This window comes from Sinosporangium siamense (assembly GCF_016863435.1).
In the GTDB taxonomy this organism is placed as follows: domain Bacteria; phylum Actinomycetota; class Actinomycetes; order Streptosporangiales; family Streptosporangiaceae; genus Sinosporangium; species Sinosporangium siamense.
Genome location: NZ_BOOW01000006.1, coordinates 326,809 through 340,792 on the forward strand (window position 1 = coordinate 326,809; position 13,984 = coordinate 340,792).

Genomic DNA, 13,984 nt, shown 5'->3' on the forward strand with positions numbered 1-13,984 from the left:
AACAGCGCCGTGACATCGGCCGCGAACAAGACGGTGTTCTCCCGGCTGCCCATACGCGCCGTGGAGTTCGCCGAGATGGACTCTATGGTGGCGTGGCCTGCGCGGTCATCTGGGGGGACATGACCGGACCTCCTCTGTGGAGCGGGGTGCCGTACGTCGACCCTCGACGCCGCCGTCTCATCGCGCCGGGGAGAACACGGGCAGGTGGGCCCGCACGAGATCGTCTGATGCGATCAGGCCATGGTCCAACCCCTGTTACAGGTGCGTCGGCAACATGCGGGAACCTTCCGTACGTAGTTAACGTGCAGTGCACTATAACGCTGGCGTGCGATGCAGGTGTTCATCCGACCGCTCCGAAGAGACCGTCAGCTTGCAGAAGTTCACCGTAGAGAGACTTGACGAACGTCCTATTTACAGCGTTTGTGCGATATGTGGTCAAGCGTCACCGGTGTGTGGTGTTGTCGTTTTGTGATAAAGATCTTCATTGTCGCTTTGATCGTTCCGGGTTGCCTTTCTGAGTGTTTGCTGATCGCGCTCTGAGTTGCGGTGGTGCAGCGTAGGGCGACGTTTGTGCCTGTCGGCACTTCTGCTCGGAGGGTGACGGCGTGCAATCCGTACGCCATCCGCCCCGACATCACATTTCAGTCGCCGGGTCACGAGAATATGGTGGCGACCAGAACCCCCGAACTCCAGGCCTACGCACATGCGGTGCGGATCGACACTGTGATCGATTACCAGTTCACGATCTGCGACAACGTGGACATGACCGGGACCGGTTGTGAGACCTCGCTCTGGAGCACTGACCGCACCTGGAAAGTCCCGGTCGGCAAGTTGAAGTGGAGCAAGCAGTACTGGTGGCGGGTCACCGCCAGGGAGGGTATCGAAAGCCTGACCCAGAGCTCCCCGGTCCACTCATTCACCACCGGTGTGATCCAGCCGTCCGTCACCTCCCAGCTCTCCGCACGCGGCGCTAACGGCCAAGCGTTCCACCACCTGGCGGGCAACTACACCACCGCCTTCACCGACGCCGTCGTCAAGGTCGCCGGCCCTCCGCTGTCGGTGGTCCGCTCCTACAACAGCCTCGACCACCGCACCACTGGCATGTTCGGCGCGGGATGGTCGACGCGGTGGGATATGCGGGTACGGCAGGAGACCATCGCCGGCGTCGCGATGCTGCTGGTGACCTATCCCGACGGGCGCGAGGTGCGGTTCGGCGACAACGGCGACGGCACATTCCAGCCGCCGCCCGGCATGCACGCCACCCTCGGCGTCGTCGCGGGCGGCGGGTGGAGACTGATGGACAAGTCGGGCACTGTCTACGTGTTCGACGGGCAGGGCAGGCTCACCTCGGTCACCGACGTGCGGGGCCGGGCGCAGACCCTCGTCTACGGGGCGGGCGGCAGGCTGGAGACGGTGACAGGTGCGGGCGGCAGATCTCTGTCGTTCACCTGGAGCGGCGACCGGGTGGCGTCGGTGTCGACCGCCCCGGTGAACGGCACCCCGCTGACCTGGACCTACGAGTACACCTCCGGAAGTCTCACGAAGGTGTGCCTGCCGCAGCCGGCGCCGAACAACTGCACCGACTACACCTACGAGGCCGGGTCGAACTATCGCAATAGCGTCGTGAACTCGGCGCCTGAACACTATTGGCGGTTGGGGGAGGCGGCCGGGAGCGCGACGGGGGCGAACGCTGGAAGCGCCGGGGAGACCGCGAACTACGGCAACGTGACCTTGGGTGTTCCCGGAGCTCTGGCCGGCACTATCGACACAGCCGCGGAGTTCGCCAACAGCGCTGTCTACCTGCCCAACCAGACGGTCGCCGCGCACAAGGAGCAGGGGTCCGTGGAGCTGTGGATCAAGACCACCGGCTCGGGCACGGTACTCTCCGCCCACGAATACGGAAGCACCTCCAGCCACAACGCCACGCTGCTATACGTCGGGGTGGACGGCAGGCTGCGCGGATCGTTCGACGAGTCAGCCACCCCCATCACCACCGGCGCCCCGGTCAACGACGGGCAGTGGCACCACATCGTGCTAACGATCTTCGGTAACACGCAGACGATGTTCCTGGACGGCCAGCAGGTCGGCACCCTGACCGCCGCGGGCGTCCAGTGGAAACCCGGCGCCCAATTGGGAGACGGCGAAGCCCTGCCGGGACACTCGCCGAGCGTGCCCGGCACCGCAGGCACCCGCACGGCCTTCCCCTACAGCGGGGCGATGGACGAGGTCGCGGTCTACGACCGGCCGCTCATGGCCGCCGAGGTGCAGCAGCACTACAACGCAAGGCTGGCCGAGCCGCGTTGGATGAAGAAGATCACCCTGCCGTCGGGGCGGGTGTGGATGGAGAACACCTTCGACGCGGCCACCGACCGGATCAAGACCCACACGGATGAGAACGGCGGCGTCTGGCAGATCGGGGCACCCGTCTACACTCCGGCAACCGGCAAATCCACGGTGACGGTGACCGATCCCCGCAACGGCACCATGGTCTACACGCACGACGCCTGGCGCGGATACCGGCTGGTGTCGGAGACCGACCAGCTCAGCAAGACCACGCTCTATGAGTACGACACCGGCGGGTTCATATCGGAGATCGACGACCGCAACGGCATCGTGGTCCAGCAGACACACGACAAACGCGGCAACCTGCTCACCACGAAGGACTGCGACCCCGCCATCCCAGGCGCCTGTACGGTCACCCCGGACTACTACACCTACCACCTGAACGCGGCCGACGAGTTCGACCCGCGCAACGACCAACTCGTCGCCTACCGCGACGCCCGCTCAGGCGGGCCGACCGACAACAGCTACCTAACCACCTGGGAATACAACCAGTACGGCGAGCAGACCAAGGAGACCACACCGCCCGTACAGGGCTTCCCCAGCGGGCGCTCCGCCACCACCACCTACACCGACGGCACCGAACCCGCCGTGGGCGGCGGCACTACCCCGGCCGGCCTGATCAAGACCGAGACCGACGCCCGGGGTGCCACCGCCTCCTACAAGTACAACTCCGCCGGAGACCTGGCCGAGGAGACCGACGCCCCAGGCCTGATCATCCGCTACGAGTACGACGCGATCGGCCGCACTGCGGCGCGCGTCGAAGTCTCCCAGGCCGAGCCAGCCGGAGTGCGCACCACCTTCACCTACAACGGGCTCGGCCAGGTGCTGACCCACACCGGGGCGGGCGTGCGCAACGAGGTCACCCGTGCCGTGCACACCGCCGAGACACGCAACACCTACAACGCCGACGGCAAGGTCCTGACCAGCAGCGTGGTCGACCTGACCGGTGGCGACCCAGAGCGCAAGGTCGTCTATACCTACGACGCGCGTGGCCGGGTTGAGACCGTGACCGGCGCCGAGAACGGTACGGTGACCCACACCTGGGACAACACCGGTGCCCGCACCTCCACCACCGACGAGCTCGGCCACCAGGTCGTCTACGCCTACACTCCGCGCGGTGAGCTTGCCACCCGCACGCTCAAGAACTGGACGGGCAGCCCGGTGGCCCCGCAGCCGCCGGCCGATCTGGTGCTGGAGTCGTTCGCTTATGACTTCGAAGGGCGCCTGGCCTCCACCACCAACTCCGCCGGCCGCACCATCAGCCGCACCTACCTGTCCGACGACAGCCTCGCCAAGGTCACGGCCGTCGGCGTACGCCTGAACGCCTCCACCACGGGACGCGACGTGGTGCTTGAGGAGAACATCTACGATGCGGCGGGCAATCTCAGCCGCCGCATCACCGGAGGCGGCGCAGAAACCGTCAACTTCGTCCACGATGCCGCCGACCGGGTCATCTCCCAGACCTTCGACCCCAACGGGCTGGCCCGCACCGTCGAGTTCACCTACGACGCCAACGACAACGTCACCCGCCAGGTCGCGAGCGCCGCAGGCACCACCCGCACCGAAAGCGTGGAGACCGTCTACAACGCCGACGACCTACCGGTGCGCCGCACCGTCGAAAACGGCGCCGTCGACCTGGTCACCACCTGGACACGCGACGACCGAGGCCTGGTCACTGCCATGACCTCCCCACGCGGCAACCTGCCCGGCGCCACCGGCCACACGACCAACTACACCTACGACAAGGCCGGCCGCCTCATCGAGGCCGTCGCGCCACAGGTTCAGGTGGAGCGCGACGGCGCCGCCGCCTCAACGCGGCCGACCACCCGCGCGGGCTACGACAACGCGGGTAACCGTACCCACATCGTCGACGCCGAGGGCCGCACCTCCACCACCGCCTACGACCGGCTCGGCCGTGTCGTGTCCACGCGCGACGCCGCCTACTTCGCGCCGCTTCGTACCGCGCCCGCTCCGCCCACAGGTGTGGTCGGCCGCTGGAAGATGGACGAGGGCACGGGTACGGCATTGGCCGACGCAGTCGGCGGCCGCACCGCAAACCTAGCCGGAACCACGGCCTGGACCACCGGCCGTACCGGCGCGGGAGTGCGCTTCGACGCCGGCACCCACGCGGTGACCGCGACCCCCGCACTGACGACCAATGCGAGTTACACCGTCAGCGCGTGGGTGCGGTTGACTCGCGGTGACGTCAACGCCACGGCGGTCAGCCAGACCGGCGCGAGCGGCAGCGCGTTCAAAGTCGCCTACGACGCCGGCGACGGCAAGCGGCGCATGGTGGCCTACGAGGCCGACACCCCTGCGGCGGCCCAAACTCAGGCGGTGTCAAACCGCGCCGCCAAGCTGAACGAGTGGACCCATCTGGTCGGTGTCTACGATGCGGCAGCGGGCCGGATAAGGCTGTATGAGAACGGTGAAGCGACCGCGGCCGCGACCTACACCAGCGCTTGGAACTCCACAGGCGGCCTTCTCATAGGCGCGGGTAAGCACAACGGCGCATACGAGCACTCCTTCCGGGGCGACATCGACGAGGTGCACGCCTACAGCAGGGCACTCAACGACAACGAGATCCGCGGACTGGCCGGCGCCACACCGGCCACCCATTACTCGTACGACGCCGCTGGACGGGTCACCGGGGTCATCAAGGCAATCGGAGTCTCCTGGAATTCGGAATATGACGCGCTCGGCAACCGCGTTCGGGTCACCGAGCCGGCGGCAAACCCGCCCATGGGAGCGAGAGGCGTCTGGGTCTACGAGTACAACACCGTGGGTGAACTGCTCAGCGTCACAGACCCAACCGGTGCCAAAACCGGCAGCACCTACGACGACCTGGGGCGCGTCAACACGGCGACGATCGTCGAACGCAAACCTACCCTCAACACCTTCGTCACAACTCTTGAGTACGACGACGCGGGCAACAAGACCAAGGAGACCGGGCCGGATTACCGTGTCACCCTCTACGAGCTGAACGCCGCCGGAGAGGTCACCGCGGAGACTGACCCGATGCTGGACACCACGCGCTATGAGTACGACCTGGCCGGACGCGCCGTCAAGGTGATCAACCCGCTGGGCAACGCCACCGTCACCGAGTTCGACCTGGCGGGCAGGGAGATCGGCTCCAAAGACCTCAACGCCACCGGCACGGTGCTCCGCCAGACCTCGACGGGCTACGACGCGGACGGCAACCCGACCAGCGAAACCTCGGCCGAGGGCCACACGGTGCAGCGCACCTACGACGCCTCGGGCGAGGTGACCCAGCTCGTCGAACCGGTGAACGCCACCCAGTCGATCACGACCACCTTCGGCTACGACGCCCTCGGCAACCCGACCCGCTCCACCGACGGCCGCGGCAACACCGTGTGGACCACCTACAACAGCCTCGGCCTGGTCGAATCGACCATCGAGCCCTCCACCACCGCGCACCCCCAGCCGGCGGACCGCACCTGGACCTTCTCCTACGACGCGCTGGGCAACGCCGTCACCACCCTGGCTCCGGGCGGCGTGCGTGTGGACAGGGTCTACGACCGTCTGGACCGGGCGAAGAGCGAGACCGGGAGCGGGGCGCAGGTGGCGACCCCCCAGCGCACCTACTCCTACGACATGGTCGGCCGCGAGACCCAGATCGGCGACTACGGCCTCGACTACAACGACCGCGGCCTGCTCACCGCAGTTCGCAAAGCTGGGAGGCAGATCGCCGCCTTCAACTACGACGCCTACGGGAACCCCACCGAAAGGGTGGACGACACAGGCACCTCCCTCTTCTCCTGGGATGACGACGACCGACTGGCGACGGCGGCAGACCCGGTCAGCGGCAGGTCCTTTACCTACGGCTACGACATCGCCGACCGGCTCAAGACCCTTACCTCGGCCACCCCCGCCAACTCACAGACCTTCGATTACGACGAGATGGACCGGCTCCTGGTCCACACGCTGAAGGATGGCACCGGCGGTCAGCTCGCCAAGATCACCTACGGGTGGGATAAGGACGACAAACTCACCTCCAAAGCGACCGAAGGCACCGCCGGCGCCGGCAACAATACCTATGCCTACGACCGCGCCGGACGCCTCACCTCCTGGACCGGCCCCGCAGGCGCCACCACCTACGAATGGGACGCCGCCGGCAACCGCACCCGCGCCGGAGCCGACAACTTCACCTACGACGAACGCAACCGGCTGACCTCGGGCGCCGGCAGCACCTACACCTACACCCCGCGTGGAACCCTGGCCTCCGAGACCACCGGCGCCACCACCAGGAACCTCGCCTTCGACGCCTTCGACCGGCTCGTCACCGACGGCGACATCTCCTACGGATACGACGCGATGGGCCGCGTCACCTCCCGCACCAAAGCGGGGGCGGAGGAACGGTACCTGTACTCCGGCATCGACAACCACCTCACCGCCGTCACCGACACCGCAGGCACCGTGCAGGCTAAGTACGGCAGAGACCCCGCAGGCGGCCTGCTCAGCCTCCAGGAAGGCACAGGACCGGCGGTAGCCACCATGTCTGACCTGCACGGCGACCTGGTGGCCACCTACACCGGCACCGCCCTGGTCGACTCGGCCGCCTACGACCCCCACGGCAAGGTCGTCGCCCGCACCGGCGCCCAGCGCAGACTCGGCTACCAGGGCGAGTACACCGACCCCGACACCGGCAAGGTCAACATGCTGGCCCGCTGGTACCAGCCGGGCACCGGTGGGTTCATCTCGCGCGACGACGTCGCCTTGAGCCCGTATCCGTCGGTCAACCTCAACCGCTACACCTACGCCATGGGCGACCCCCTGGCCATGACCGACCCCTCGGGCAACTGCCCGTTCTGCATCCCGCTCATCTGGGTGGGCGTCCGGGTACTCGTCCAGGTCGCCGCCAGGCAGATAGCGCAGCGCGCCGTACCGGCGGTCGTCCAGCGGGTGGTCCCACAGGTGGTGAAGCGGGTCGCCCCGCAAGCCACCCAGCGTGCCCTGCCCCAGGCCGCCCAGCGGGCGGGCCAGGGCGTCGGCAAGGGCGCAGGCCAGACCGCGAAGAAAGCCGCAAGCGAGGCGGGCAAGAAAGCCGGAGGCCAGACAGGCAAGAAGACGGGTGCGCAGGCCAGCACCCGTAAAGCCGGTCAGGAAACGGGCAAGAAGGCCGCCCAGAACGGCTCTAAGGGCAAAAACAGCACCAGGGGCCACTCGGCGAAGACCGGCCAGAAGAAACCCAACGCCAAACCACCCAAGAACGCCAAAAGCGGAGCCAAGGCCAACAAGGGCGGTCCCAAGACCAACCGCTCCGGCGCCAAAGCCGGCAAGGGCAACAAGGGCACCTCGGGGAGAGGGTCCAAGGGCAACAAGGGCACCTCGGGGAGAGGGTCCAAGGGCAACAAGGGCACCGGCAAGAGCGGAAACAAGGGCACAGCCGGACGCGGCGGCAACAAGGGCAAAGGCAACAAGGGCAACTCTGGCCGGGGCGGAGGCCGCGGCAAGGGCGGCAACTCCTCGAACAACACCACCAAGAACGACCTCATGAACACCGTCGTCGAGTCCATGCTGGAAGAGGCCGGCGCCGAACCCATGGGCGACTGGCGCGGCTGCACAAGCTGGCGCGGCTGCGCCAAGGAAGTCGTCGAAGACTTCATCGAGAACACCACAGACGAACTGATTGACGACGTCATCGACCAGGTCGCCCCCGAACTACCGGCCGACTCATCCAGCGACTGCGAGGGCAACAGCTTCATCCCCGGCACCCTCGTGCTGATGGCCGACGGCTCACGCAAGCCCATCGAGGACATCCGGCTCGGCGACAGCGTCATGGCCGCAGACCCCGAAACCGGCCAAGCGGGACCCCGCCCCGTCACCGCCCTGATCACCGGCGAGGGCGACAAGACCCTGGTGGACATCACCGTCATGGGCGAAGGCATCCAAGGCCCCTCCACGGGAACCGAACTCCTCACCGCAACGGGCAACCACCCGTTCTGGGTCCCCGAGCTACGCGAATGGCTCCCGGCGTCCCAGCTCACGCCGGGGATGCTGCTGCAGACCTCGGCCGGCACCTACGTCCAGATCTCCACTATCGAGAAGCGCACCGCCAAACAGCGGGTCCACAACCTCACGGTCGGTGATCTCCACACCTACCACGTGATTGCGGGGGACAGCCCCCTATTAGTTCACAATTCCAATCCGTGTCAGTTGCCGCTTTTTGTATTCCGAGACGGAGAGTCAGCCCCCGCACGTGAAGTGGCTGCGAGCTCGGGAGGCCCAACGGCAGGAAAGAATGTCACCCGGGGAATTAGGCGTCGCATGCTAAATGAGGAGTTTGCCAGAACCGGCGGATATTATGAATGTTGGCGATGCGGGCATACGACGGCTAATCCAGCTAATATGGCAGTGGGGCATAAGAATGTCCCGAGGTCTGCTGGCGGTAACCTGAACAGTGAGAATCTGTGCCTTGAAGGACATGCATGTAATTCAAGCGCTCAAGATCGTGGATTTGTGACCCCCGGAATGTCTTGTGCAGAGCGAGGTGGATGCGGTGCCGGGTTCGGCAGGTTCGATTGATGTGTGACGGGGCTTAGTTTAGGCTAAGCTGCCGGATCATGCGCTATGTAGGCGGCGTAGGAGTGGGCTATGGGTGCGGCACATGTTTCAGTGGGAGATCTGATATCCCAGCTTGACGATCGATCCGCGCGCAGTCGTCGATCGGCGGCCGAGAAGTTGAGGAGACTGAAGGATCCGATAGCGGGGCCGGCGTTGTTGGACGCTCTGGGAAGGGAGATCGAAAACCCGCGCACATGGGAGACGCAGTATCAGCTGACCATGGCGCTCGGTTCATGCATGTATGATCAAGCTCTTGACTTCCTGCGTGGCGCGGTTCAGCGCCGGGCGCCCGTCGCGGCATTCGTTCAGACGGCGATCGGTGATGCAGTGGTCCGCTTGGGTGAGCACCGTGGCGATGCTTCAACTCAGGTTCAATGGTGTTTGGCCACTGAGATTGATGCCGTTATGGATGGTGCATTTCGGGCGGTGGCCATTCTGAAGATTAATCTAAATGATGATATGGTCCGATCTGTAATCGCAGCCGTGTCGGGTCGTGAATTGTATGACGGGCTGCGGTTCTGGCCGATTGTCGCAAGTACGGGTTGGGAGGGTGGACTGGTTAGGGAGTTTCTTGTGCAGAGTGCATCGTCTCCACGGAGTGATATATCAGATGCGGCAAAAAATTCTCTATCTGGAGTTTTGATCGACTACGATTATCTGTAATCGGCTCTGCGGTATCCGGGTGTCGATAGGAAAGAACGATCGCGCCAAAGGTTACGGCGGCGTGGCGTAGGATGCTGCAGCGAACCTATTTCATCCTCGTGCGACCCCATGATTCTGAAGAACAGCGACCGCCTTGCACAGGTTCCCGGCCCTACTGGGGCTGCGGGCTCCCTCCTGTCGGCCGCCGCGCTTGGTGGACTGGCCGAGTCCACCTTGCTTCCCGCCGTCTCCGAGGTGACGGCGGCGGCAGTGTCCTACCCGCTGCACGTGCCGAATCGAAGCCGGCTGCAGGCGTCGGTTTCGCGATCGTGAGGGACGCGCCCCTTGGCGATGTCGCGTTCGGAGCGTTCCCTGAGCTTTCGTTGTGCCTCGTCCAGCACGTTTGAGGCGAAGTCGCAACAGCCGACCTCCAGCCCGGCACGTGCGCACAGCAGCGCGATATGGAATCCCATTGCGCCCGCACCCACCACGAGCACGCGCTTGATGTTCATATCGGCCTACCTTCAGGATTGTGGGAGGCACGCGGCCACCGGGGTCCGCACATCTCTATCTTCCTCGCCAGGCCGGCGGGCGGCCCGCGTTGAAAGCCGCGTGGTCGTCGGTGGTCATCAGCAGGGCCTGGGCCATCGCGTCGAGTTCGAGGGCCGACGACAACGACATGTCCTGCTCGCGGGTCAGCAGGCTCTTGGTCTGCGCGTAGGCCAGTGTCGGGCCGGCCGCCAGGCGCGTGGCGAGGGTGGCGACGGCTTCGTCCAGGTCGTCGTCGTCGACGAGTTGGGACACGAGGCCGTAGCGGTCGGCGGTATGTGCGTCGATGGGGTCGCCGAGCAGGAGCAGTGATGTCGCGCCGCTGAGGCCGACGACGCGGGGGAGCAGGTAGGCCGCGCCCATGTCGCCGCCGGACAGCCCGACCTTGGTGAAGAGGAAGGTGAACCGGCCCGAGGTGCCGACGATGCGGAAGTCCGCGGCCAGGGCGATGACGGAGTCGGCGCCGGCGGCGATGCCCTGGATCTTGACGATGATCGGGATCGGGCACTCGCGCATGGCCCGGATGACCTCGCCGGTCATCTTGGTGAACTTCATCAGGTCGCCTGCGCGCATCTTGATGAGCTCGCCGATGATCTCGTTCACGTCGCCGCCGCCGCAGAAGCCCTTGCCCTGCCCTTAGATGACGAGGACCTTGACGCCTGTGTGGTGGGGGAGTTCGGTGAGCAGATCGCGCAGGTCGGCGTAGGACTCGAAGGTGAGCGCATTGAGCTTGTCCGGCCGGTTCAGGTCACCGTGGCGATCGTTGCGTCGACTCGGAAGTCGAAATGCCGCTAGTCGGTGGTCAGCGGTGCGGAGGCGCGGAGGCGCGTCACTGCGCAGTCCTTTCTCGCAAGCGCGTCAACGGCGATGTGGGCGTGACCGCGCGGCTGCTCGCGAGCCGGCTCACAGAACTCCGGACCGGCTATCGTTCGCCTGCCGTGCTGGATCGCATCGCCGAGGGGCGTCGGTGGCGGGATCAGCCCTACCGCGACCTTTCGACGGGCGAACTCATCGATCCCCGCACTCTGTCCATCCGTCTGGACGACCTGCTTCCGGCTGAGCGGCTGGTCGCGGTCGACTCCGGAAACTTCATGGGATATCCGTCGATGTTCCTGTCCGTGCCGGACGAGGAGGGCTTCTGCTTCACGCAGGCGTTCCAGTCGATCGGACTCGGCCTGGCCACGGCCATCGGAGCCTCATTGGCGAGACCCGATCGGCTCACCGTCGCGGCGCTGGGCGACGGTGGCGCGCTCATGGCCGCGCAGGAACTCGAAACGGTTGTCCGGCTTGGCCTGCCCATGCTTGTTGTCGTCTACAACGATCGCGGCTATGGGGCGGAGGTGCACCACTTCGGTCCGCAGGGATACCCCCTCGACACCGTCGCCTTCCCCGACACCGACATCGCCGCCATCGGGCGTGGCTATGGCTTCGAAGCGGTGACGGTCCGCCGCCCGGCCGACCTCGATGCGGTGGCGGCATGGGTGTCCGGGCCGCGGACCAGGCCGATGCTGATCGACGCGAAGATCGTCAGCAACTCCGGCGCGTGGTGGCTGGAGGAGGCGTTCCGGCACCACTGAGCCGACCGGCGGGGCAGCATATGCGATGTACGGCGGGCGGCGCGGCCCGCGGTCACATCGGTTCGTCCTGGGCCGGGAGACGCCCGCGCTGCGTAGCGAAATGAGCAAGGCGAGTCCGCTCCAGAGCACCGGCGTCCGCGAGGCGAGTGTCAGGGTTCGTACCATGGGTCGGTGACACCGCCCGGGCAGGCGAGCTTCTGCGCGTCGAGGTGAGTGAGCTTCGCCCCCGCGGTATAGGCACTGCGCAGGAAGTCGAGCACCGTGGCGACGGGATCGTCGGCCTCCCGGACGTCGTCGTAGCGCAGGATCGCCAAGTGGCTCCCGCGCGCCGGGAGCCACTCCGCCTGCTCGGGACGCAACGGCTCCCGCTCCAGGCCCGGCGGCTCGGGGGCGGTGTAGGAGTAGAACGCGGGCCAGGGCCGTTCGGCATCCCCGAACCAGAACCCGGCGCTGATCACCTCCCAGCTGTAGGCCTCCCTGCTCACCGGATCGACCTGCGGCGCCCCGCTCACGACACGGCCGGTGAAGGAAGAGACCGCGATGTCGAAGGTGTGCCAGAAATGGTGCACCGGGCTGATCTTGCCGGCGAAGCCGGCGGCATGGCGTTCGAGCAGCCGGGCGACCTGCGACAGGATGCGCCAGTAGCGGTTGATCAACGCGGGATCGTATGCGGCGTGTGCGCTGTCCTCGGCGAACGGAACCTGATCGCCGAGGTCGAACGGCACCGCCCGGATCTCCGGCCTAAGCCCGAAGCCCTCGAGGACGGCGAACAGATTCGCATGGAAACTCGCCACCGACTGCCCCGCGAGCTCGAACTCAGCACTACGCCCGTCGAGGACGTCTACCACCAAGCGGTGGCGAACCAGATCGAAGTCGATACAGAACAGCGGCATCTCGCCCAGCCCACCCATCGGCCGGGTGGTCAGCCCGCGCCCGGTCAGATGGAACGGAACGTTCCACCAGTGGTTGCGCCTGTCGCTCGCCGCGAGCCGCACCTTGCCAACGATCTGCGCGAACCGGTGCATGGTCTCCTTCGCATCAGACCACTCCTCCAGCGGCAACGGCGGAAACATGTCCATGACGGCCCCCTTTCCGTGATCACAGTATCGCGTGCCGATCAGGGCCGCCGGTCTCTTCCTGCCCGGCTGAGCTGCGGCGACGCCTCGGATCGCAGCAACGCGCGCAGCTCGTGCCCGGCCGGGCACGGATACGACCCCGGATCAGGCCGGCCGGCCGCCGGCGGCCGGCCGCATCAGGTCGTTGGTGAAGTCGACATCCGCGGTTGATCGTTCGGCGCGGGTCGCGTTGCCGAATCCCTCGCCCGATGGTGCCGACGAATTTCCGGCGCAGGACACTAGAGGGTGAGTACGATCTTTCCCTGGGCGTGGCCGGTCTCGCTCAACTGGTGCGCCGCGGCCGCGTTCTCGATGGGGAAGGCGGCCGCGACCGGCACGGTGAAGCGGCCCTGCTGTGCGAGGGCGGCGGCTGCGGCGAGCCCTTCGATCGCCTGCGGGTCCGCTCCGGGGCCCGCCGAGCGTGACAGGTGGACTCCGAACTCCACGGCGTTCAGGTCGGCGATGGTCACCACCCGGTCCGGGCTTCCGGCTAGGTCCACCAGATCGGGCAGCGAACCGGATCCGGCACAGTCCAGGACGACGTCGACTCCGCCTGGTGCCAGGGCGGTGACCCGCTCGCCCAAACCGGCGCCGTAGGTGGTCGGAGTCGCCCCCAGCCCCGCGACGAACTCGTGGTTGCGTGCGCTGGCCGTACCGATGACGGTTGCGCCGCGGGCCGCCGCGAGTTGGACGGCGACCGTGCCGACCCCGCCGGCCGCGCCCTCGATCAGCAGGGTCGTGCCGGTGCCGACCTTCAGCCGGTCGAGGACACGCGTGGCGGTCTCGACGTTCCCGGCCGCACCGCCGGCCTGCTCCCAGCTCAGCGCGTCCGGCTTCAGCTCCCAGGCTGCCAGGACGGCGTATTCGGCGTTCGCGCCGCCGAGTTCCGCGATATCGACGACGCCGAAGACCGCGTCGCCCGGCCGGATACCGGTGACTCCTGTGCCGACCTCATCGACCACACCTGCGGCATCCACGCCGAGCACGTGGGGCAGGCGCAGCGGCGCCACGTCGCGGAACCGGCCTGAGCGCAGGTAGCAGTCGGCGGGAGTGAGGCCCGAGGTTCGTACAGCCACCCGGATCTGGCCCGGTCCCGCGTGTGGTTCCGGTACGTCGGCGACCTCAAGGACGCTTGTGGGACCGTACTCGGCGAATGTCAGTGCTCTCATGCCG

7 protein-coding genes are annotated in these 13,984 nt (G+C 66.6%); 3 read left to right on the forward strand and 4 right to left on the reverse strand.

The window, feature by feature from the left end; all coding sequences use genetic code 11:
- Nucleotides 1-666: 666 nt before the first annotated feature.
- On the forward strand, nucleotides 667-8,889 hold the full coding sequence (locus Ssi02_RS03395) for a LamG-like jellyroll fold domain-containing protein (RefSeq protein WP_204020893.1): 8,223 nt from the start codon (nucleotides 667-669) through the stop codon (nucleotides 8,887-8,889).
- Between the two features lie 69 nt (nucleotides 8,890-8,958).
- Nucleotides 8,959-9,591 carry a hypothetical protein gene (locus tag Ssi02_RS03400; protein ID WP_204020894.1) on the forward strand — a complete coding sequence of 211 codons (633 nt, stop codon included), beginning with the start codon at nucleotides 8,959-8,961 and terminating at the stop codon, nucleotides 9,589-9,591.
- A gap of 254 nt (nucleotides 9,592-9,845) precedes the next feature.
- On the opposite strand, the gene Ssi02_RS03405 is transcribed toward Ssi02_RS03400, so the two are convergent.
- Both Ssi02_RS03405 and Ssi02_RS03410 read right to left on the reverse strand, forming a co-directional pair.
- Nucleotides 9,846-10,082 carry a 3-hydroxyacyl-CoA dehydrogenase NAD-binding domain-containing protein gene (locus Ssi02_RS03405; protein WP_204020896.1) on the reverse strand — a complete coding sequence of 79 codons (237 nt, stop codon included), beginning with the start codon at nucleotides 10,080-10,082 and terminating at the stop codon, nucleotides 9,846-9,848.
- A gap of 55 nt (nucleotides 10,083-10,137) precedes the next feature.
- Nucleotides 10,138-10,722, reverse strand: coding sequence for an enoyl-CoA hydratase-related protein (locus tag Ssi02_RS03410; protein WP_239128569.1), 585 nt, complete (start codon nucleotides 10,720-10,722; stop codon nucleotides 10,138-10,140).
- 272 nt (nucleotides 10,723-10,994) lie between these two features.
- On the opposite strand from Ssi02_RS03410, the gene Ssi02_RS03415 reads away from it, so the two are divergent.
- Nucleotides 10,995-11,696, forward strand: coding sequence for a thiamine pyrophosphate-dependent enzyme (locus Ssi02_RS03415; RefSeq protein WP_239128570.1), 702 nt, complete (start codon nucleotides 10,995-10,997; stop codon nucleotides 11,694-11,696).
- A gap of 149 nt (nucleotides 11,697-11,845) precedes the next feature.
- Here Ssi02_RS03415 and Ssi02_RS03420 read toward each other — a convergent pair whose 3' ends face one another.
- Together Ssi02_RS03420 and Ssi02_RS03425 are read right to left on the reverse strand one after the other, a co-directional pair.
- Nucleotides 11,846-12,775 carry a DUF5996 family protein gene (locus Ssi02_RS03420; protein WP_204020900.1) on the reverse strand — a complete coding sequence of 310 codons (930 nt, stop codon included), beginning with the start codon at nucleotides 12,773-12,775 and terminating at the stop codon, nucleotides 11,846-11,848.
- A 275-nt stretch (nucleotides 12,776-13,050) separates the two neighbouring features.
- A complete protein-coding gene (locus Ssi02_RS03425; RefSeq protein ID WP_204020902.1) occupies nucleotides 13,051-13,980 on the reverse strand; it encodes an NADP-dependent oxidoreductase in 930 nt (309 codons plus the stop codon).
- Between the last annotated feature and the right edge of the window lie 4 nt (nucleotides 13,981-13,984).